Source organism: Parasphingomonas puruogangriensis, assembly GCF_036663635.1.
Lineage (GTDB): Bacteria > Pseudomonadota > Alphaproteobacteria > Sphingomonadales > Sphingomonadaceae > Sphingomonas.
This window is the reverse complement of sequence record NZ_JAXOJI010000004.1, coordinates 228,769-249,577: the sequence shown is the minus strand read 5'-3', so window position 1 is coordinate 249,577 and position 20,809 is coordinate 228,769. Positions and strand designations below refer to the sequence as shown.

General features: G+C 64.2%; 26 protein-coding genes. 18 read left to right on the top strand and 8 right to left on the bottom strand.

What is annotated here, in order from left to right:
- Positions 1-472: 472 nt before the first annotated feature.
- Positions 473-2,293: a translation elongation factor 4 gene (gene lepA, locus U1739_RS12315; RefSeq protein WP_332708435.1), complete on the bottom strand. Its 1,821-nt coding sequence runs from the start codon at positions 2,291-2,293 to the stop codon at positions 473-475.
- Positions 2,294-2,409: 116 nt separating this feature from the next.
- Between lepA and U1739_RS12310 the strand changes: the two genes are divergently transcribed.
- From U1739_RS12310 to U1739_RS12285, 6 genes are all read left to right on the top strand, one after another.
- On the top strand, positions 2,410-2,940 hold the full coding sequence (locus U1739_RS12310; protein ID WP_332708433.1) for a peroxiredoxin: 531 nt from the start codon (positions 2,410-2,412) through the stop codon (positions 2,938-2,940).
- A gap of 157 nt (positions 2,941-3,097) precedes the next feature.
- On the top strand, positions 3,098-3,379 hold the full coding sequence (locus U1739_RS12305; protein ID WP_332708431.1) for a UvrB/UvrC motif-containing protein: 282 nt from the start codon (positions 3,098-3,100) through the stop codon (positions 3,377-3,379).
- A 169-nt stretch (positions 3,380-3,548) separates the two neighbouring features.
- Entirely contained in the window at positions 3,549-4,031 is a 483-nt protein-coding gene (locus U1739_RS12300; RefSeq protein ID WP_332708429.1) for an NAD-dependent epimerase/dehydratase family protein, read from the top strand.
- Between the two features lie 106 nt (positions 4,032-4,137).
- The gene (locus tag U1739_RS12295; RefSeq protein ID WP_332708427.1) at positions 4,138-4,842 is read left to right on the top strand and encodes a 50S ribosomal protein L25/general stress protein Ctc; all 705 of its coding nucleotides are present in this window, start codon (positions 4,138-4,140) and stop codon (positions 4,840-4,842) included.
- A gap of 90 nt (positions 4,843-4,932) precedes the next feature.
- Positions 4,933-5,502: an aminoacyl-tRNA hydrolase gene (gene pth / locus U1739_RS12290; protein ID WP_332708425.1), complete on the top strand. Its 570-nt coding sequence runs from the start codon at positions 4,933-4,935 to the stop codon at positions 5,500-5,502.
- Between the two features lie 191 nt (positions 5,503-5,693).
- Positions 5,694-6,296, top strand: coding sequence for a TIGR02466 family protein (locus U1739_RS12285; protein WP_332708423.1), 603 nt, complete (start codon positions 5,694-5,696; stop codon positions 6,294-6,296).
- A gap of 52 nt (positions 6,297-6,348) precedes the next feature.
- Here the strand turns inward: U1739_RS12285 and U1739_RS21185 are convergent, their stop codons facing one another.
- Entirely contained in the window at positions 6,349-6,669 is a 321-nt protein-coding gene (locus tag U1739_RS21185; protein ID WP_443025548.1) for a hypothetical protein, read from the bottom strand.
- Positions 6,670-6,750: 81 nt separating this feature from the next.
- On the opposite strand from U1739_RS21185, the gene U1739_RS21180 reads away from it, so the two are divergent.
- From U1739_RS21180 to U1739_RS12240, 9 genes are all read left to right on the top strand, one after another.
- Positions 6,751-6,990 carry a DUF6894 family protein gene (locus U1739_RS21180; RefSeq protein ID WP_443025547.1) on the top strand — a complete coding sequence of 80 codons (240 nt, stop codon included), beginning with the start codon at positions 6,751-6,753 and terminating at the stop codon, positions 6,988-6,990.
- Positions 6,991-7,144: 154 nt separating this feature from the next.
- Positions 7,145-7,888 carry a Crp/Fnr family transcriptional regulator gene (locus U1739_RS12275; RefSeq protein ID WP_332708419.1) on the top strand — a complete coding sequence of 248 codons (744 nt, stop codon included), beginning with the start codon at positions 7,145-7,147 and terminating at the stop codon, positions 7,886-7,888.
- An 84-nt stretch (positions 7,889-7,972) separates the two neighbouring features.
- Positions 7,973-8,152 (top strand): hypothetical protein, encoded by a 180-nt coding sequence (locus U1739_RS12270; protein WP_332708417.1) that lies wholly within the window; start codon positions 7,973-7,975, stop codon positions 8,150-8,152.
- 98 nt (positions 8,153-8,250) lie between these two features.
- Entirely contained in the window at positions 8,251-9,348 is a 1,098-nt protein-coding gene (gene ychF, locus U1739_RS12265) for a redox-regulated ATPase YchF (RefSeq protein ID WP_332708415.1), read from the top strand.
- A gap of 1 nt (position 9,349) precedes the next feature.
- Positions 9,350-9,733, top strand: a complete 384-nt coding sequence (locus tag U1739_RS12260) for a hypothetical protein (RefSeq protein WP_332708413.1) — start codon at positions 9,350-9,352, stop codon at positions 9,731-9,733.
- Positions 9,730-10,050 carry a hypothetical protein gene (locus U1739_RS12255; RefSeq protein WP_332708411.1) on the top strand — a complete coding sequence of 107 codons (321 nt, stop codon included), beginning with the start codon at positions 9,730-9,732 and terminating at the stop codon, positions 10,048-10,050. Before U1739_RS12260 ends, U1739_RS12255 begins: the two co-directional genes overlap by 4 nt.
- A 281-nt stretch (positions 10,051-10,331) precedes the next feature.
- Positions 10,332-11,531 (top strand): hypothetical protein, encoded by a 1,200-nt coding sequence (locus tag U1739_RS12250; protein ID WP_332708409.1) that lies wholly within the window; start codon positions 10,332-10,334, stop codon positions 11,529-11,531.
- A gap of 129 nt (positions 11,532-11,660) precedes the next feature.
- Positions 11,661-12,902 (top strand): alkaline phosphatase family protein, encoded by a 1,242-nt coding sequence (locus tag U1739_RS12245; RefSeq protein WP_332708407.1) that lies wholly within the window; start codon positions 11,661-11,663, stop codon positions 12,900-12,902.
- Between the two features lie 10 nt (positions 12,903-12,912).
- Positions 12,913-13,362, top strand: coding sequence for a MaoC family dehydratase (locus tag U1739_RS12240; protein WP_332708405.1), 450 nt, complete (start codon positions 12,913-12,915; stop codon positions 13,360-13,362).
- 46 nt (positions 13,363-13,408) lie between these two features.
- Here the strand turns inward: U1739_RS12240 and U1739_RS12235 are convergent, their stop codons facing one another.
- The 4 genes from U1739_RS12235 to petA form a co-directional block, all read right to left on the bottom strand.
- Entirely contained in the window at positions 13,409-14,068 is a 660-nt protein-coding gene (locus tag U1739_RS12235) for a hypothetical protein (protein ID WP_332708404.1), read from the bottom strand.
- Positions 14,069-14,209: 141 nt separating this feature from the next.
- Complete coding sequence (locus tag U1739_RS12230) at positions 14,210-15,049, bottom strand: cytochrome c1 (RefSeq protein ID WP_332708403.1); 840 nt, start codon at positions 15,047-15,049, stop codon at positions 14,210-14,212.
- Positions 15,050-15,071: 22 nt separating this feature from the next.
- On the bottom strand, positions 15,072-16,367 hold the full coding sequence (locus tag U1739_RS12225) for a cytochrome b (RefSeq protein ID WP_332708402.1): 1,296 nt from the start codon (positions 16,365-16,367) through the stop codon (positions 15,072-15,074).
- Positions 16,368-16,377: 10 nt separating this feature from the next.
- On the bottom strand, positions 16,378-16,959 hold the full coding sequence (gene petA, locus U1739_RS12220) for a ubiquinol-cytochrome c reductase iron-sulfur subunit (protein WP_332708401.1): 582 nt from the start codon (positions 16,957-16,959) through the stop codon (positions 16,378-16,380).
- Between the two features lie 179 nt (positions 16,960-17,138).
- Here petA and U1739_RS12215 point away from each other — a divergent pair, with 179 nt between their 5' ends.
- From U1739_RS12215 to U1739_RS12205, 3 genes are all read left to right on the top strand, one after another.
- The gene (locus tag U1739_RS12215) at positions 17,139-17,588 is read left to right on the top strand and encodes a tRNA (cytidine(34)-2'-O)-methyltransferase (RefSeq protein WP_332708400.1); all 450 of its coding nucleotides are present in this window, start codon (positions 17,139-17,141) and stop codon (positions 17,586-17,588) included.
- 193 nt (positions 17,589-17,781) lie between these two features.
- Positions 17,782-18,621, top strand: a complete 840-nt coding sequence (hemF, locus tag U1739_RS12210; RefSeq protein ID WP_332708398.1) for an oxygen-dependent coproporphyrinogen oxidase — start codon at positions 17,782-17,784, stop codon at positions 18,619-18,621.
- A gap of 4 nt (positions 18,622-18,625) precedes the next feature.
- Positions 18,626-19,222, top strand: a complete 597-nt coding sequence (locus tag U1739_RS12205; RefSeq protein ID WP_332708397.1) for a GNAT family N-acetyltransferase — start codon at positions 18,626-18,628, stop codon at positions 19,220-19,222.
- Here the strand turns inward: U1739_RS12205 and U1739_RS12200 are convergent.
- Both U1739_RS12200 and U1739_RS12195 read right to left on the bottom strand, forming a co-directional pair.
- Positions 19,189-19,944 carry a hypothetical protein gene (locus U1739_RS12200; RefSeq protein ID WP_332708395.1) on the bottom strand — a complete coding sequence of 252 codons (756 nt, stop codon included), beginning with the start codon at positions 19,942-19,944 and terminating at the stop codon, positions 19,189-19,191. The genes U1739_RS12205 and U1739_RS12200 overlap by 34 nt on opposite strands.
- Positions 19,941-20,756 carry a hypothetical protein gene (locus U1739_RS12195; protein WP_332708393.1) on the bottom strand — a complete coding sequence of 272 codons (816 nt, stop codon included), beginning with the start codon at positions 20,754-20,756 and terminating at the stop codon, positions 19,941-19,943. Before U1739_RS12195 ends, U1739_RS12200 begins: the two co-directional genes overlap by 4 nt.
- Positions 20,757-20,809: the final 53 nt, after the last annotated feature.

Genomic DNA, 20,809 nt, shown 5'->3' with positions numbered 1-20,809 from the left:
TCATCGCAGGCGCGAAGATTTCTTCTTTTCGCATCAAAACCACTAACGCTTGACAAATTCTCGTATGACAAATGTTCAGAGAAAGTGCTCGGGGATAAAGCAAACCATGTGTCGGCGGAAGGATTAGAACCCGGATCAATTAGGTTGTTTACTCTTCGCACGTCTCCTTGAGACACAAATAAGTGCCACTCAACGAGATTATTATACGATATGGATAGCTACGCACGCATTTGGGCGGCATCCAGCTCGCTGGCACGATGCGGACCACGTAGGAAAGTTATAACGGCGGAATTTGATAAGCCGTGTTCGACAACCACGTGGTCCGCAACTATATCAAGTCCTAAGGATGCTTAGAGCTCATAACTTGGAGTCCACCGAAGCAGCTCGGCAAAATCGCGCATCGCAAGTTTGCGGATATCTGGGGTCGTTTCCGGTTCGGTGATTTTGATCAGGTCATCGAAAAGCGATGCCACTATTCTTCCCCCATCCTCAACGCCGCAATGAACGCCTCCTGCGGGATGCTCACGCTGCCATATTCGCGCATCTTCAGCTTGCCCTTCTTCTGCTTCTCGAGCAGCTTCTTCTTGCGCGTCGCGTCGCCGCCATAGCATTTCGCGGTCACGTCCTTGCGCATCGCGCTGATCGTCTCGCGCGCGATCACCTTGCCGCCGATCGCCGCCTGGATCGGTATCTTGAACAGGTGGCGCGGGATCAGGTCCTTCAAGCGCTCGACCATGCCGCGGCCGCGGACTTCGGCGGTGCCGCGGTGGACGATCATCGACAGCGCATCGACCGGCTCCTCGTTGACCAGGATGCTCATCTTGACGAGGTCGCCCTCGCGGTAACCGATCTGGGTATAATCGAAGCTGGCATAGCCCTTCGACATGGATTTCAGCCGATCGTAGAAATCGAACACCACTTCGTTGAGCGGCAACTCGTACGTCGCCTGCGCGCGGCCGCCGACATACGTCAGGTTCTTCTGAATGCCGCGACGATCCTGGCAGAGCTTGAGGATCGAGCCGAGATATTCGTCGGGCACGTAGATCACCGCGTTGATCCACGGCTCGCTGATGATCGCGATCTTGTTGGGATCGGGCATGTCGGCGGGGTTGTGCAGCTCGAAATGAGTCGTGCCGGCGGGATCGGGATGGGTCAGCTCGATCTCATAGACCACCGACGGCGCGGTGGTGATCAGATCGAGATCATATTCGCGGGTGAGGCGCTCCTGGATGATCTCCAGGTGCAGCAGGCCTAGGAAACCGCAGCGGAAGCCGAAGCCCAGGGCCGCGCTGGTTTCCATCTCGAAGCTGAAGCTGGCATCGTTGAGCCGCAGCTTGCTGATGCTTTCGCGCAGTTTCTCGAAATCGTTGGCGTCGACCGGGAACAGGCCGCAGAACACCACCGGCTGGACTTCCTTGAAGCCGGGCAGCGGCTCGAGCGCGGGGCGTTTGACGTCGGTGATGGTGTCGCCGACGCGGGTCTGCGCCACTTCCTTGATCTGTGCGGTGATGAAGCCGATCTCGCCGACGCTCAGGTCGGTCAATTGCTCGATGCGCGGGCGGAAGCAGCCGACGCGGTCGATCAGATGCTGCGTGCCGGTGGCCATGAACTTGATCAGCTGGCCCTTCTTGAGCGTGCCGGCGACGACGCGGACCAAGATGACGACGCCGAGATAGGGATCGTACCAGCTGTCGACCAACATCGCCTTGAGCGGCGCGTCAGCGTCGCCCTTGGGCGGCGGGATGCGGGTGACGACGGCTTCCAGCACTTCGCGGATGCCGATGCCGGCCTTGGCGCTGGTCAGCACGGCCTGGCTCGCGTCGAGCCCGATCACTTCCTCGATCTCGGCCTTGACCTTGTCGGGATCGGCGGCGGGGAGATCGATCTTGTTGATCACGGGCACGATCTCGTGATCATGCTCGATCGACTGATAGACATTGGCCAGCGTCTGCGCCTCGACGCCCTGCGCGGCATCCACTACGAGCAGCGCGCCTTCGCAGGCGGCCAGCGAGCGGCTGACTTCATAGGCGAAGTCGACGTGACCCGGCGTGTCCATCAGGTTCAGCGTGTAGGTCTCGCCGTCATCGGCCTTATAGGCCAGGCGCACGGTCTGCGCCTTGATGGTGATCCCGCGCTCCTTCTCGATCTCCATGTTATCAAGGACTTGCTCGGACATTTCGCGCGCGGTGAGCCCGCCCGTCTCCTGGATCAGGCGATCGGCAAGCGTCGACTTGCCGTGATCGATATGCGCGATGATGCTGAAATTGCGGATCTTATCGAGGGGAGTGGCCACGTGTTTCTGTCGATCTGTGAGAGGTATCGTGGGCCGATAGCAGGGACGCGCGCCAAAGCCAAAGACAGGACGACATTTGCCGCTTACGGTGGCGGAGTCTTAGCCGGAGTTGTCCCATGAAGCGTATCCTGTTCGCCCTTGCCGCCACCGCCTTCGCCCTACCCGCGCAGGCCGCACTGCCGGTGGGCGCGCGCGTGCCGAACATCGTCACCAAGGCGGCGAAAGGCGGCAAGCAGTTCGATTTCGCGCTGAAGGCGGCACTCAGGAAGGGGCCGGTGGTGGTGTATTTCTTCCCCGCGGCGTTTACCGGCGGCTGCACGATCGAGGCGCATGCCTTTGCCGAGGCGGCGGACGATTTCTCCGCCAATGGCGCGACCTTGATCGGGCTGAGCGCCGACCCGATCGATAAGCTCGCCAAATTCTCGGTCGAGGCATGTCGCGACAAATTCCCCGTCGGCACGGCAAGCGCGGGCGTGATCAAGGGCTATGACGTGCATATGGCACCGGGCGCCAAGATGACCAATCGCACAAGCTATGTGATCGCGCCGAGCGGCAAGGTGATCTTCGCGCTGACGCAAGGCAATCCGGTGGGCCATGTCGAAGGGACGCTGGCGGCGGTGAAGGCGTATCGGGCGGGGAAGCGATAGCGGTATCCGCCGCTCCCACCACGAACGTCACCCCAGCGAACGCTGGGGTCTCGTGGGGCTTACGTCGTTCCCTTGCCGCATGAGATCCCAGCTTTCGCTGGGATGACGGCTGCGGTTCTGGTGCGCATCCCAAGCGGCTGCGGTGCGTTGAACGGCCATGACCAGTATCGACACCCTCCGCCAGCAAATGGAAGCCGCCGCCGAGCGCCAGGATTTCGCGCTTGCCGCGACGCTGCGCGACCAGATCAGCATCCTGCGCGGGCAAAGCGACGCCGGCGATGCGGCGGCGGTCGACCCCGTCGGCCTCACGCGGCAACAGCCGGGCAAGATGGGGCTCGGCACCAGCCAGCAACGCTATACCCCACCGCCGGGCTGGACGCCGCCGGTGAAGCCCGATCCGATGACGCGCGGACGCGGGCGGAAGAAGGCGGGGGATTGAGTGTAGATCGCGAAAAATCACGTGTACTCCCGCGTACGCGGGAGCCCAGGGTTACCGACGCCAGCGCTCGGGACCCTAGGCTCCTGCTTTCGCAGGAGCACAGATGGTTGGCACAGCGTTTTATACTCTCCCGCTTCCGCGCCTCCGGGTCGCCCGCTACAGCGGCGGCATGACCAAGCCCCACCACAGTGCGATCGTGACCGGAGCCCGGGGCAAGCTGGGCAGTGCGTTCGCCTCGCGGCTGCTGCGCGACGGCTTCGAGGTCGAGGCGGTGGATGTCGGAGACACGCGAAAGGCGCATGCGCCGGGCTATACGCCGTATCTGTTCGATTGCGCCTATCATCACGACGAGCCGGACCAGCATGTCGCCCGCGTCACCGCCCATCTCAAGGACTGGCAGCGCTATGCGGCGATCTTCGTGCCCTCGTCGATGTGGATCGACCATGACCATGCCTATGGCCGCGCCAAACGCCAGGTAGAGCAACTGGCCGCGCAATACGCCCTGCAAGGTGCACGCGTGATCACCGATCGGATCGGCTATTTCCCCGGCGACGGGGTCGAGCCCGACCCCAACGAGCCGATGTACGCACACCGCGTGACCGGCGACGCGCTGTATGCCCGGGTGATGCAGCGGATGCGCGCCGCCACCTGAGCTTGCTTGCCAGCACCGCGGTTTTCGCCTATAGGCGCGCGCTTCGCGTCAGGGTCATCCCTGGAGGCTTGGCGCGAGATTTGAACCTGCATTTCGGAGCATTAAGATGAGCGAACAATTGACGCTCGCAGCCGAGACGCGCGAACTGGTTGGCAAGGGAGCCTCCCGTTTGTTGCGCCGCGAAGGCCGCGTACCCGCCGTGATCTACGGCAACAAGCAAGAACCCGTTTCGATCCACCTCGAGGAAAAGGCGCTGATGCGCGCTTTGATGACCGGGCATTTCATGAATTCCACCGTTTCGGTCGAGCTGGCCGGTGGCGCAACGCTGACCCTGCCCAAGGACGTCGCGTTCCACCCGGTTACCGATCGGCCGATGCATGTCGATTTCCTGCGCATCGGCGAGCACACCATGGTGCACGTCTCGGTGCCCGTCGTGTTCACCGACGAGGAAGAGTCGAATGGCCTGACCAAGGGCAATGGCGTGCTCAACATCGTGCAGCACGAGATCGAACTGGTCTGCGACGCCTCGGCAATCCCGGGCGAGATCAGCATCTCGCTGGCCGGCCGTGAGATCGGCGATTCGATCCACATCAGCAACATCACGCTGCCCAAGGGCGTGACCCCGGCGATCACGGACCGCGACTTCACCATCGCGACGATCGTGCCGCCGACCGTGCCGACCGTCGAAGACGAAGAGCTGGATGCGGCGGTTGCCGAGGCGAATGCCGACGCCGCTGCCGAGGCCGAAGCTGAAGCCGAGGGCGATGCCGCCGAGGGCGACGCTGCCGAAGGCGACGACAAGGGCGAATAAGCTCTGGTCTTCTTCAACGCGATTTGGGGCAGCGGCGACGGACAACCCGTTTCCGCTGCCCTTTTTCATTCGGACGGGCGATAACACGACATGCAGCTTTGGGTCGGTCTCGGAAATCCCGGCGCGGGCTATGCCCTCAACCGGCACAATGTCGGCTTCATGGTCGCCGATACGATCGCCGACATGTATGGCTTTTCACCGATCAAGAAGCAGTTCCTGGGCTGGACGCAGGAAGGCCGCGTCGGCACGCAAAAGATATTGTTGCTCAAGCCGGCCACGTTCATGAACGAGAGCGGCCGCAGCGTCGGCGAGGCGCTGCGCTTCTACAAACTCGATATCGACGCGCTGACCGTGTTTCACGACGAGCTCGATCTGGCGCCGTTCAAGGTCAAGGTGAAGACCGGCGGCGGCACCGCGGGGCATAACGGGCTGCGCTCGATCGACCAGCATCTGGGGCCTGATTTCCGCCGCGTGCGGCTGGGCATCGGGCATCCCGGGCATAAGGACCGCGTACACGGTTATGTGCTGGGCAATTACGCCAAGGCGGAGATGGACGGGCTGGCAGGGTTGCTGGGCGCGGTGGCCGCCGAGGCGCCGTGGCTGGCCGCGGGAGACGACGGACGGTTCATGAGCGATGTGGCGGTACGGCTGGCGGCGTAGAGCCGCCGCTGCCCCCGGCCTCTCCCGCTTGCGGGAGAGGAGCGAGACTTGGTTCGCGCACTTCTGCGCGGACCTAGTCGCAGCGGTGAGGGTCTTCTGTTCGACGCGCGGGAAGCAGAAGTAGAAGTAGAAGCCCCTCACCCAACCCTCTCCCGCAGGCGGGACAGGGCTTTAAGAAGGCAGAAAGATCTATGACCAGCCGTTCGCTTTTCGCCACCCGCCTCTACGAAGGCCAGCTCGCCGACGACGCTTTGCTCGCCGAGCTCGACCGCTCGTGCCGCTCGCTCAGCGAGGACGATCATGCCGGGCGGAACTGGTCCAAGCAGCATGGCTATCGCGGCTATACCTCCTACGCCTCGCTCGACGATCTGCCGTACCGCGATCCGGCCTTCGGCGATCTGGTGCGCGTGCTGAACAAACATGTCGCGGCGTTTGCCAAGGAATGTTCGTTCGATCTCGGCGGGCGCAAGCTCAAGCTCGACAGTTTGTGGGTCAACGTCCTGAAACCCAAGGGCACGCACAGCGGCCATCTCCATCCGCATTCGGTCGTCTCCGGCACGATCTACGTCAAGGTGCCCGAGGGCGCGGGCGGGCTGAAGCTGGAGGATCCGCGACTGCCGCTGATGATGGCAGCGCCGACGCCGCTCGCCGATGCGCCCGAAGCCGCGCAGCGCTTCGTCTATGTCACGCCCACAGAAGGCACGATCCTGTTGTGGGAAAGCTGGCTGCGCCACGAAGTGCCCGCCGGGGCGGCGCGCGACGACCGGATCAGCATCAGCTTCAACTATCGTTAAAACCTACCGCGCGCGGCTAATCGAGTTTATGGCCGCGCCGGACAGATTGATCCTATAGTCCGCTACCAACGATACCGGAGCGGATGCCATGCCCTTGTTCCATTTCAATCTCGCGGACCATGTCCGCGATCCGGACCTTGAGGGCACCGATCTGATCGATGCGGAAGAGGCGCGCGTCCAGGCGATCGTTTTCGCCGGTGAATATCTGCGCGATAACCCCGGCCTGCTCGCCGATGGCGAAGTGTTCCGCGTAGAAGTGACGGATGACCACGCAAATGCCCTGTTTGCTGTGCAGATCGAACTGATCGAACAACGGGCAGGTGGTCAGTAATAATACAGTATCGCGGCTTTTACAGGAACTTTGATCGACCATCGAGGTTTCTCCAGCATCGCTGCTCTTCAACTTGGCCCGAGCGACTGAGAGCCGTCGCGCTCCCGCCGCGTGGGAGCTTTTATGCAGAAATTCCATCTTTGCCTGTGCGAGCGCGATGTCGTCATCGATGATCCGGAAGGCCATCTTTTCCCCGATCTGGACGCGGCCGTAACCGACGCGATCCGCCAGATCAGAGGCATGGTCTCGATCGAAATTGCCGAAAAGGGCGAAACAGACTTGGCTCGCTCGATCGAGATTGTCGGTCAAAACGGCACTGCCCGCCGCATCGCTTTTTCCGACGCGGTATCGTTCAGCGCCTGATCTTAAGCTCCCGACATTAACATATGTTATTATACTAATGGTTGGTTCAGATCAACGACCGTGCGAGCGCTATGAATTAGGCCGTAACGCTCACGGAACAGTCCGGCCCCGCTAAGGAGCCCGCCGCCTCTTCCGCTCCGCGAGAGGGAAGATTGTGGTCGACATCGACATGAATTGGGTGGGCGGGCGCTTGGGCGTCCGCAGCGGGCTTGGGGCAACCGAACTCGACGCGTTGCAGCGTTTGCCGGTGATTATGCGCGAATTTGATCCGGGGCAGTATCTGCTGCGCGAAGGCGACCGGCCTAAACATTGTTCGTGCTTGAAAAGCGGCTTTGTCTATCGGCACAAGATCGTCGGCGATGGCGGGCGGCAGATCGTTTCGGTGCATGTGCCCGGCGACTTCGTCGATGCGCAGAACATCATGCTGGCCCAGTCCGATCACAATATCCAGGCGCTGACCGATGCCGTGATGTATCTGATCCCGATCGACGAATTGATCGCGGTGGCGATGGCCCATCCGGCCATCATCAAGGCATTGTGGCGCGAAACTCTGATCGAAGCAGCGATCATGCGTGAATGGGTCGCCAATGTCGGCCGGCGCGATGCCCGCGCGCGCACCGCCCATATGCTATGCGAAATGGCGGTACGGCGCGAAACGGCCGGCCTGGGGCCGCGCGAAACGTTCGACTTGCCGATGACGCAGGAGCAGTTGGGCGATGCGCTCGGGCTGACCGCGGTGCACGTCAACCGCACGCTGAAGACGTTGGAGACCGACGGACTGATCACGCGCAACAAGCGTTCGGTGACGGTGGCCAACTGGCGCGAACTGCGCAGCGTGGGCGACTTTACGACCAATTACTTGCATTTGCCGGGCGCCCCCGGTTTGCCCACGACCTAGGATTGAGCGAGATCATACGTGAGGGACAGGCGCGGTGATACACCGGCCTGGGGACGCATGGGGCATCCGATCAGGGAAATGACGATGTCGGAGGACGACAAGGCCTATCACGCGCGTCGCGCCGCGACGCAGCGCCGGCTTGCCGAACGCTGCACCGATCCGGCCAGCGTCAAGGCGCATCTCGAACTGGCGGCGCTGCACGAGGCGCGCGCGGCCGGCGGCAAGATCGCCCGGCCGATGCTGCGCATGGTGCTGTCGCACTGAGCCTGCACGGACGGCTGGCAATACGCCGCTGAACCTTCTATCTCGCGCGCCATGTCGCCGGCGCCGCCGGCCTCCCTTTAGATTGCAAGGCGTGTGAGATGGGTTTCCGTTGTGGTATCGTGGGACTGCCGAATGTCGGCAAGTCGACCCTGTTCAATGCGCTGACCGAGACCGCCGCGGCGCAGGCGGCGAATTATCCCTTCTGCACGATCGAGCCGAATGTCGGCAACGTCGCAGTGCCCGATCCACGCTTGCAGCAATTGGCGACCATCGCCGGTTCGCAGAAGATCATCGAGACGCAGCTTGGTTTCGTCGACATTGCCGGGCTGGTGCGCGGCGCCTCCAAGGGCGAAGGCCTCGGCAACCAATTCCTCGGCAATATCCGCGAAGTCGATGCCATCGTGCACGTGCTGCGTTGCTTCACCGAGACCGACGTGACGCATGTCGAGGGCAAGGTCGATCCGATCGCCGATGCCGAGACGGTCGAGACCGAATTGATGCTGTCGGATCTGGAATCGCTCGAGAAGCGCGTGCCGGCCGCCGCCAAGAAGGCCACGCAGGGCGACAAGGAAGCCAAGATCGCCGCCTCCGTGCTGGGCCAGGCGCTGGAGCTGTTGCGCGACGGCAAGCCGGCGCGGCTGACCGTGCCCAAGGACGAGGACGAAGCGCGCGTGTTCGCGCAGGCGCAGCTCTTGACCGCCAAGCCGGTGCTGTACGTGTGCAACGTCGACGAGGGCGATGCGGCCCACGGCAATGCGCTGTCGGCCAAAGTGTTCGACAAGGCCAAGAGCGAGGGCGCGCAAGCCGTGGTCGTCTCGGCAGCGATCGAGGCCGAAATCGCCACGATGGCGCCCGACGAGCGCGGCGAGTTCCTCGGCGAGCTCGGGCTGGAAGAAACCGGCCTCGCGCGGGTGATCACCGCAGGCTATTCGCTGCTGCAGTTGCTCACCTTCTTTACCGTCGGCCCGAAAGAAACGCGCGCCTGGACGACACATGTCGGCGCCACCGCGCCGATGGCGGCGGGCGAGATCCATAGCGATTTCGAAAAGGGCTTCATCCGCGCCGAGACGATCGCGTTCGACGATTTCATTACGCTCGGCGGTGAATCCAAGGCGCGCGACGCGGGCAAATTGCGCGCCGAGGGCAAGACCTATGTCGTGCAGGACGGCGACGTCATGCACTTCCTGCACAGCTGAGGTGACGCGGCCGATCGAAAAGATCCTGCTCGGCGCGATCGGGCTGGGCTTCGCGATCGGCTGCATCACGCATGCGCTGGATTTCTGGTGGTTCGGCTGGGCGCCCTATGCATTCGGGCCGCCGGCGCTCAACCTGTTTTGGAATTCGCTCGTCCTGCTCGACGGGGCAGTGATTGTGCTGCTGGTGATCGGGCGCAGACGCTGGGCGCTCGGGCTCGCGCTGGCGATCATGCTCGGTGACGTGGCGGCCAATTCCTATGCCTGGGCCGCGCTCGGGCTGATCGAGTTCCAGCCGGCGCTGGTCGCCCAAAGCGGGTTCCTCGGGCTGTTGCTGGGATCGGTGGGGTTCCTGTGGCCGCGACCAGCGGCTAAGGCGAGGCGATGATCGCGCGCCTGATCCTGGTTCTGTTGCTTGCCTGCCTGGCGCTGCCCGCCATGGCGGCGGCGCCGTGCCATGACGGATCGGGCGAGATGGCCGGGATGGCCATGCCGCATGCCCGCCCCGCGCCGAGCGACGAACCCGAGCACAAGGCGGTGGCGGTGCATGCCTGCATGGGCTGCATCCCGCCGGCGACGTTGCTGCGCGCGGCGCTCGCCGCGCGACTGCCGCTGGCGACGCTACCGCCGGCGCGCGCGCTGGTGCGCTTCGATCGCGGGCGGATGACGCCACCCGCCACCCCGCCACCGCGCGCCGGAGCATGATCGACCGGAGGTAACTCCGCCTGTTCATGTGTTCGACGAAAGATGTGATGATGAAACGATATCTGCTCGCGGCTGGCGCCGTGGCGGTCTGCCCTGCGCCGGCGATGGCGCAGGCGATGGACCATATGCATATGCCTGATTCCCCTGCAGCCGCTTCCCCGGCAAAGGCCGGGGCCCAGTCGCGAGACGATGGTGACCATGCGCAGCACCACCCAACTACCACCTTACCGACTGGGCCCCGGCCTGCGCCGGGGAAGCGCGTAGAAGGGGAAGGGGAAGCAGTGGATCACGCCGCGATGGGCCATGACATGGCCGCCATGCCCGGGATGGGCATGACGATGGGCCCCACCACCTACGCCGCCGGCTCCGGCACCGCACGGCTGCCCGCCAATGAAGGCATGATGCGCGGCGTGATGCTGCATCCCGGCGAGTGGATGCTGATGCTGCACGGCTATGCCTGGGGCGCCTATACCGATCAGGGCGGGCCCCGCGGCGACAACATGGCGTTCGTCCAGTCGATGGGCATGATCACGGCGCAACGCCCGCTCGGCGACGGCGCACGGCTGCAGTTGCAGACCATGCTCAGCCTCGAGCCCCTGATGGGCGCGCGCGGCTATCCCAACCTGTTCGCCACCGGCGAGGCCGCCAATGGCCGGCCGCTGATCGATCGACAGCATCCGCACGATCTGTTCATGGAACTCTCCGGGCGGATCGACGTGGATGTCGCGCCCGATACCAGCCTGTTCCTCTATGGCGGCCCGGTCGGCGAGCCGGCATTGGGGCCATCGGCGTTCATGCACCGCAAGTCGGCACAATATCAGCCGCTGTCGCCGATCACGCACCATTGGTTCGACAGCACGCACATCACCTATGGCGTGGTCACGGCGGGTATTTCGGCGCCGACCTTCCAGCTCGAAGCCTCCGCCTTTCGCGGGCGCGAGCCGGACGAGCATCGCTGGGGGATCGAGACGCCAAAGCTCGATTCGTGGAGCGTGCGGGGCACCTGGACGCCCTCCCCCGCCTGGGCCGTGCAGGCGAGCTATGGCTGGCTCAAGTCGCCCGAGGAGTTGGAGCCGGAGGGCAATGAGCGGCGCACCACGGCCAGCATCAATTATGCGACCGGGCCGCTGACCACGACCTTCGCCTTCTCCAACAAGGACAAGGGACCCGGGCGCACGCTGACCGCATGGCTGGGCGAGGCCAATTACGATCTGAGCGCGCGGCATAGCGTGTTCGGGCGGGTGGAGAATGTCGCCAATGACGAACTGTTCCCCAACGAGGACGATCCCCTGCATCACCAGCGCTTCCGCGTGACCAAGCTGGAAGGAGGCTATGCCTATCGCATGCCGATCGCCGGGCCGGTCGGGCTGGCGGTTGGCGGCGCTGTCGGTACCTATCTGCTGCCCAATGCCTTGGATGCGGCGTACGGCAAGATGCCGGTGAGTTTCACGCTGTTCGCGAAGCTCGCGCTGGGGCAATAGCGCCGCTCACCCCCGTCATCCCGGACTCGGTCCGGGATCCAACTCTATCCTTGGTGGAAGCTCAGCCTCATGTTCGCAAACGTTCGCGCCAAGGGGATCGTTGGATCCCGGACCAGGTCCGGGATGACAATGTGGCTCGCTACCCTCGCCCTCTCCGCCTGCGCCACCACGCCGCCCCCGCCCCCCGCGGTGGCGCAGGGTGCGCAGGAGACGCGCGCGCCGGTCACCATCCTCGTCTCGATCGACGGCTTCCGCCCCGATTATCTCGACCGCGGCGCGACGCCCAATCTGTCGCGACTGGCGGCCGAAGGCGTCACCGGGCCGATGCACCCCAGCTTCCCGTCCAAGACCTTCCCCAACCACTATACGTTGGTCACCGGCCTGCGCCCCGATCGCAACGGCATCGTGGCCAATAGTATGGAGGATGCGCGCCGCCCGGGTGAAAAGTTCACCATGGCCAGCGACGATCCGTTCTGGTGGAACGAGGCCGAGCCGATCTGGGTCACCGCGCACAAAGCGGGCATCCGCACAGCGACGATGTTCTGGCCGGGCGCCAATGTCGCGATCGGCGGCACGCGGGCGGAGAAATGGCCCAACGACCTGACCGGCGGCGTGCGGCCGGACGATTGGCAGCAGTTCAACCAGGCGGTCAGCGGCACCCAGCGGGTGAATGCCGTGCTCGATTGGCTGCGGCGCCCGGCGGCGATCCGACCGGCCTTTGTCACGGTCTATTTCGACACCGTCGACACTGCCGGGCATCGCTACGGACCGGGCGATGTGCGCACCACGCAGGCGGTGGCCGAGGTCGATGCACGGATCGGCGAGCTGGTGGCCGGGCTCGCGACACTGGGCCAGCCGGCCAATCTGGTCATCGTCGCCGATCACGGCATGGCCGAGACGAGCAGCGCGCGGACCATCGCGCTGGATAAGATCGCCGATCCCGCCGATTATCGCATTCTCGAGAACGGCCCCTATGCCGCGCTGGCCGCAGTGCCAGGGCATGAGCAAGCACTGGAAGCGAAACTGCTGCGCAAGGCCGAACACATGACATGCTGGCGTAAGGCGGAGATCCCACCGCGGTTCGCGTACGGCAAGAACCCGCGTGTGCCGCCCTATCTGTGCCTGGCGGACGATGGCTGGACGATCGCTCCGACCGCGCCGGAAGCGACCAGCGGCGGCAGTCACGGCTATGACAATATGGCGGCCGACATGACTGCCTTGTTCATCGCGCAGGGGCCGGCCTTTGCCGTGGGGCGGACGATCCCGGCGTTCGACAACGTCGACGTACAACCGATGTTGGCGGCCTTGCTTGGCATCGCGCCGGGTGCGACGGATGGCAGCCTCAAGACCTGGCAAGCGGTCAAGAAATAGGGAGAGGCACGTGCAATATTTCGAGGATATCGAGGTCGGCTCGACGCAACGCTTCGGCAGCTATCAGGTCACCCGCGAGGAAGTGATCGCCTATGCCGAGAAATTCGATCCCCAGCCGTTCCACCTGTCCGACGAGGCCGCTGCCAAGACGCATTTCGGGCGCCTGTCGGCGAGCGGCTGGCATACGTGCGGGATGGTCATGTCGATGGTCGTGGCCAATCTCAAGGCCAATGAGCAGGCCGGACTGGGATCGCCTGGGATCGATGAGTTGCGCTGGCTGAAGCCGGTGTTTCCCGGCGACACGCTCCGTTGCGAAACCGAAGTGGTGGACAAGCGCGCATCCCAAAGCCGGCCGGAAATGGGTAGTTACCGATCCAAGATGACCGTCCTGAACCAGCATGATGTGGCAGTGCTGACGTTCACGTCGATCGGGCTGATCGCAACGCGACCAGTCGCATAAGATCCTCAGCGCTCCCTAGCCGAAGCTAGGGAGCGCCAAGACTGGCTTAGTCCGGCCGACTACCGCGCCGATCGCCACCGCGCACACCAGCGCGGTTCGGGCCCTGCGGACGCGCTACCTGCCGGTTGCCGCGATCGGGGCGGGCCTGCGCGCCGCTGGGACGGCCGGGATTGGCGGCGCCGGGCTGGAACGCCGGACGGCCGCCCTGCACTGCCTGATTGCCTTGCCGCGGGTCGCGGTTGAAGCCTTGCCAATTGCCGCGATTGGGGCCGCGGCCAGCCTGTCCGCCCCGATCTGGCCGACCCTGGCCATAGCCTTGCTGACCATTGCGCCCGGGTCCGCCCTGCCAATTGCCGTTGGGGCGGCCATTGCCGCGGCGGCCTTGCCAATAGCGGCGCTGATTGTCGTTCCAGCGATGTGGACGGCGATAGCGATCATAGACGTAATAGCCGGTGCCGGGATAATAATAGTCGCCGAACCAGCCGTAATAGCTGTTGCCGAAGCCACCATAGCCGCCGTCGTAATAGCCGTTGCCATAACCGCCATAACCGCCGCCATATCCATCATAGCCATAGCCATCATAGCCATAACCGCCGCCGCCATAGCCGACCGACACGCCGCTATAACCATAGCCGTCGGTACAGCCGCCCAGGCCGATGGCCGCCACCAGGCCGAGCGCGGCCAGCTTCATTTTTGAAAACACCATTTTCCCTCTCCCAACACGGAGAGCGGCTCGCCCGAGCCGCTATGCAAACAAAACGGGGGGCGGAACATATTCGTTCCGCCCCCCGACCGTCTGGCAATTGCGCCGTGACGAAGCCGCTGCCCCGCCTCGGTCCGATACGGGCTAGTGCTTCAGATTACGCCACACGTTCTGATAGGCGCCATATGCCAGGAAGCTGAAGATCAGCAGGAACAGCACCACGGCGACCCCCGTGCCGTGCCGAGACTGCAGCTTGGGCTCGGCGGTCCACACGAGAAACGCGGAAACGTCCTTGGCCATCTGATCGACCGTGGGCTTGGTGCCGTCGAGATAGGTCACCTGCCCCTCGGTGGTCAGCGGCGGCGGCATGGCGATGTTGAGGTTGGCGAAATATGGGTTGTAGTGCAGCCCCTCGGGCGTCTTGGCGTCCGGGAAATGCTTGAGCAACGCCGCCGGCTGGTTCTGATAGCCGGTGAGCAGCGAATACAGATAGGCCGGGCCGTCGTGACGCGCCTTGGTCATCAGCGACAGGTCTGGCGGCAGCGCATTGTTGTTGGCGGCGCGCGCGGCGACATCGTTGGCGAACGGCGACGGGAAACGATCCGACGCCACGCCCTTGCGCGTGGCGGGCTCGCCAGTGTCCGGGTTGATCGACGGGATGGTGTCGTAGCTGCCGGCGAAGGCCTTTACCTGCGCGTCGCTATAGCCGATTTCCTTGAGGTCGCGGAACGACACCAGGCGCAGCGAATGGCAGGCAGCGCAGACTTCCTTATAGACCTGCAGCCCGCGCTGGACCTGGCGATTGTCGAACTTCCCGAACGGCCCGTCGCTCGCCAACGCGAGCTCCTTGGGATGTTTGTGGAATTCGTGCTCGGCCGTGGCGGCGGGCGGATCGGTGACCAGGCCGGAGACGGTGCCGAACAGAGCGAGCGCCAGCACGCCGGCAAAGGCGAGCCCGACGATCAGTGCGATGAAGCGAACCATGCGTGTATTCCCTCTTGTTCGCTTACGACGCAGCCGGCGTCAGCGCGGTGTGCGCCGGGCTGGTGCCGCCATGCTTCGCCAACACCGCTTCGGTGATCGAGTTGGGCAAAGGCGTCGGCCGTTCGGAGCGCGAGATCATCGGCAGGATGATCAGGAAGTGCGCGAAATAATAGGCGGCGCAGATCTGGCTGAGGATGACGTATACCGGATCGGCCGGCGAACCGCCGCAATAGCCGAGGATCAGCACGTCGAGCACCAGGATCCAGAAGGCGATCCGCGCCTTGGGGCGATAATTGTTCGACCGTACCGGCGAGCTATCCAGCCAAGGCAGGAAGAACAGCAGCAGGATCGAGCCGAACATGGCGAGCACGCCCCACAGCTTGGCGGGCAGGATGAAATCGACCGTGAAGGCGCGCAGGATCGCGTAGAACGGCCAGAAATACCATTCCGGCACGATGTGCGCGGGCGTCGAGAGCGGGTTGGCCGGGATATAGTTATCCGGATGGCCGAGATAGTTCGGGTAGAAGAACAGCAATACCGCGAACACGATCAGGAAGATGCCGAGCCCGAAGCCGTCCTTGGCGGTGTAGTACGGATGGAACGGCACGGTATCCTGCTCGCCCTTCACTTCCACGCCGGTCGGGTTGTTCGATCCCGGAATGTGCAGCGCCCAGATGTGAAGGATGATCACGCCGGCGATGACGAACGGCAGCAGATAATGCAGCGAGAAGAAGCGGTTGAGCGCGGCATCGTCCGGCGCATAGCCGCCCAGCAGCCACACGCGGATTGTCTCGCCCACGCCGGGTATGGCGGAAAAGAAGCCGGTGATGACCTGCGCACCCCAGAAGCTCATCTGCCCCCAGGGGAGCACATAGCCCATGAACGCCGTCGCCATCATCAGTAGGAAGATGGTCACGCCGAGCAGCCACACCATCTCGCGCGGCGCCTTGTACGAGCCGTAATAGAGACCGCGGAAGATGTGCAGATAGACGACGATGAAGAACATCGAGGCGCCGTTGGCGTGCGCATAACGCAGCAGCCAGCCGGCATTGACGTCGCGCATGATGTGCTCGACCGAGTCGAACGCGATCGCGCCGTTGGCGGCATAATGCATCGCCAGCACGATGCCGGTGATGATCTGGATGCCGAGCGCTGCGCCCGCGAGCACGCCGAAGTTCCAGAAATAATTGAGGTTGCGTGGCACCGGGTAACCGGCGCCAACCGCGTTATAGACGAGACGCGGAACGGGCAGACGCTCGTCCACCCATTTCATCAGCGAATTTTGCGGCTGATACTGCTTGGCCCAGGGAAAGCTCATATCTGGATCCTCAACCGACGGTCACGGTCGTGTCTGACGAGAAGGCATAGTCCGGCACCACCAGATTGGTGGGCGCGGGGCCTTTGCGGATGCGTGCTGCGGTGTCGTAGGCCGAACCATGGCACGGGCAGAAATAGCCGCCATACGGGCCCTTGTTCTCGCCCTCGCCGGCGCCGAGCGGCACGCAGCCCAGATGGGTGCACACGCCCATCGTGATCAGCCAGTTCTTCTTGCCCTTGGTACGCTGCTCCAGCGTCTGCGGATCGCGCAACTCGCTCATCGGCACCTTGTCCGCGGCGGCGATTTCCTGCGGCGTCAGATTGCGCACGAACAGCGGCTGCTTGCGGAAACTGGTCTTGATCGCCTGGCCGGGCGCGATTTTGGCCAGATCGATCTCGGTCGTCGCCTGCGCCAGCACGTCGGCGCTGGGGTTCATCTGGTTGATCAGCGGCAGCAGCACCACGCCCGCGCCGACACCGGCAAACGAGACGGCGGCGATGTTGATGAAGTCGCGACGACGGGGGTCGGCGAGTTCCTCATGGTATGGAGCCGGGTCCTCACCGGGTGGGACAGCGGTATCGATACTTGCCATTCACTTGCCCTTGCAACTTAGCCGGCGGATCTCGGGGCTACGCCGCAAACAAGTACGCGTCCCCTTGTCCCCCGTTTCCCGCGGAGGTTCGGGCGACTGATAGACGGGGGAACACGGCTTTGCCAACAGCATTTTCGGGCGGTTGCGTGGAGCCGCCGCTACATGCGAAGGGCTCGCACATGCGCATCGCTCTTTACCAGCCCGATATCGCCGGCAATGTCGGCGCCATCCTGCGCACCGCCGCCTGTCTCGGGATCGGCGTCGATCTCATCGAACCGATGGGATTTACCTGGAGCGACAAGGCACTGGCGCGCTCGGGCATGGATTATGTCGGCCAGGTCGATGTCGTGCGCCATATGGATTGGAATGCGTTCCGGGGCCAGGTGACGGGGCGGATCGTGCTGCTGACGACCAAGGGCGCCGTACGGCTCGATGCTGCCGAATTTGCCGCGGACGACATATTGCTGATGGGCAGCGAAGGAGCCGGGGTGCCGGAGGCAGTGCATGCACGTGCGGATGTGCGGGTGCTGATCCCGATGCGGGCCGGCATGCGCTCTATGAATATCTCCGTGGCGACGGGCATCGTGGCGGCGGAAGCGCTCAGGCAGACCGGCGGCTGGCCCGCTTGATTCCTCCCCGAGCTTTGCTCGGGGAGGGGGACCGCCCGGCGCAGCCGGGGGGGTGGAGGGGTACGCCACGAACGCTACGCTTGCGGCAAGAACCCCTCCACCATTCGCTTAAGAAGCGAATGGTCCCCCTCCCCCAGCCAGCTGGGGGAGGAATTTGAGGTTCATTCCTCAAGCCAAACCGATAAGAAGCCCCATGATCCTCGACCCCGAACAGACCATCGCCCGCACCTGGTTCGAATCCCTGCGCGACCAGATCTGCGCCGAATTCACCGCCATCGAACGCGAGGCCGGCTCCGACGCCGACTTTGCCTACACCCCGTGGGACCGCATCGACCCGACCGGCGCCCCCGGCGGCGGCGGTGTCCGCGGCGTTATGAAGGGCCGGGTGTTCGAGAAGGTCGGCGTCAACGTCTCCACCGTCGGCGGCACGCTGGAGGGCGAGTTCGCCAAGACCATCAACGGCGCCGGCGACGATCCGGCGTTCTTCGCCACCGGCATCAGTCTGGTCGCGCATATGGCCAATCCGCACGTCCCCGCCGTGCATATGAACTGCCGCTTCCTTGCCACCACCAAGCGCTGGTTCGGCGGCGGCGCCGATCTCAATCCGCCAGTGCCGGTGGCGGCGGATACCGAGGATTTCCACGCCACGCTGAAGGCGGCATGCGATGTCCACCCAGCCGGCGATTATGCGCATTTCAGCAAATGGGCCGAGGATTATTTCTATATCCCGCACCGCCAGGTGCACCGCGGCGTGGGCGGGATCTTCTTCGATCACCTGGAAAACGATTTCGCCACCGATTTCGCCTTCGTGCAGGATGTCGGTCGCGCCTTCCTCGATGCCTATCCGCGGATCGTCCGGCGACGCATGAACGATCCGTTCGACACAGCCGATATCGCCCAGATGCACGCGTGGCGCGGGCGTTATGCCGAATTCAATCTGGTCTATGATCGCGGCACGTTGTTCGGGCTCAAGACCGGCGGCAATATCGATGCGATCCTGATGAGCCTGCCGCCGGTGGCGACATGGGAGTGATCGGGTGGCGCTGATTCCGGTCGCCGATGCCGAACTGGCGACGATCGTCACCACGCTGGAAATGACCAAGCGTCCCCCGGCCCGGCCGATGCCGGATTCGGCGCTCAGGTTGGTGCGCTGGGACGCCCCCGCGCCCGACAAATATCGCGCGCTGTTCCGCCGCGTCGGCGCGCCCTGGTTGTGGTTTTCACGGCTGGTGATGGACGACGCGCGGCTGACCGATATCATCCACGATCCCGGCATCACCATCCACGCGGCGCTGGACCGCCAGGGCATCGAAGTGGGCATGCTCGAGCTCGACCATCGCACCGCCGGCGCGTGCGAGCTTTCCTATGTCGGCTTGGTCCCGGAACTGGCCGGGCACGGCCATGGTCGCTGGCTGATGGCCAATGCGCTGGCGCTGGCCTGGCGCAAGGAGGTCGCGCGCGTTTGGGTGCATACCTGCACGCTCGATCATCCGCGCGCGCTGGGCTTCTACCGGGCCTCGGGCTTCACCGCGATCTCGCGCACGATCGAGACGTTCGCCGATCCGCGGCTGACCGGCGCATTACCGGCCGATAGCGCGCCTCAGATCCCCTTGCTCGCGGCCAGCCGGCGATAAGCGGCGATCTGGATCAGGATGGTGGCGAGCAGCGCCGCCGCGGTCGCCGCCGCCGCGCCGGCATCGACCATGGCGATCGCGACGGCATTGGGCGCGGCATCGCGTAGCGACTTGTCGATCAGGGTGAACGGCGCGGCAAGCAATGCGCCGCCAATGATCGTCAACGAGACCAATCCGGCGAGCACCAGTCCGTGTCCGCGGGTCAGCGTCCAACTGCGACCCAGGCTCTGGACGATGCTCAGCGGCTGCTCCGCAGCGAGCGCCGGGCCGACCGCGATCAAGCGCCCGAGCAGATAGAAACCGGGCAGCAGCAGCACCAGGGTCAGCACGCCGAGGCCAAGCGGCAGGCCGACCAGGATCATCGCCAGCAGGTAGCGCGGGAAGAGCCGCGCGCCATGCGCCAGCGCCTGGCGCAGATCGGGCCGGTCGCGGCGCAGGTACAGCACCAGCACGACCAGCGACCCAGCCTGGACCAACAGCGCGCCGAGCACGTACCAGCCGCCATAAGCCGAAACCCATTCGACGATCTTGTGCGCCAAGGCGCGTTGGTCCGCTTCGCTCATCTCCGCGGTTACCGCGAACGGGGGCATGGCGGGCAACAGCAGCAACATGGCGAATTGCGGCAGGAAAAAAAACAGGCCGAGGATGCGGAACAGCAGATCGCGATCTGCGCGCCACATCGCCCAGGCGTCGGTCAGCACGCCCTTTACATCAAATGTCATATCGAATTGACGATCGCCTCGCGTGCATCGCGCACGGCCAGATATAGTTTCGCGACGAATGCCGCGGCCAACGCGACGAAGCCGGTTTCGACCGCGCTGACCATCACCGAGGTCAGCACGGAAGCGAGCGAAATATCCCCCTCCCCGCCGGCGACCAGCTCGAGGATCGATCCGAACACGAAGCGCGCGGCGAGCAACGAGACGCCGAGCACGATGAGATACAGGATGACCACGCCGATCACTTTCCAGGTGATCCCGCGGGTCAGCACGAACGAGCGGCGAAACGCGCCGATCCGGCGCCGTTCGAGCACCACCACGGGGGTGAGCAGAACCAGTCGGGCCAGCAGGAACAGCAGCAACGGCACCAGCACCAACGTGTACAGCGCGACGAAGCCGCCGGCCCCGTCGGGCACCGGCACCTGCTCGCCGTTCATCGCCGCGTTCAGATCATAACCGGCAAAGCCGAGCACGATCGGGAAGGGCATAATCAGCAGCAGGAAGCCGATCAGCGCGAGCAATGTCAGCCCGATCATCGGCAGGAAGCGCGCATTGGCCCTCGCCATCGCGGCGGATCGCCCGGCCAGCGGCTCGATCGCCAGCGCAATCAACGCCAATTGCCCCCACAAGGTCACCAACGTAAGCGCGAACTGCACCGTCTGGATCACCAGATTGGCAGTAAACGATTGTTTGGCGATCGGCGCGATGCTGGCCGACAGCGAATTGGGCAGGAAGATCGCCAGCAGCGCAATGGGCACGACGACCGGCAGGTTGTCGCTGAGGAAGTCGGTCGCCCGATCCCAAACGTTACCCATGTTGACGATCATCGATCCGGTGCTCCCCCGCGCCTATCCGCGCCCGGCCGCCT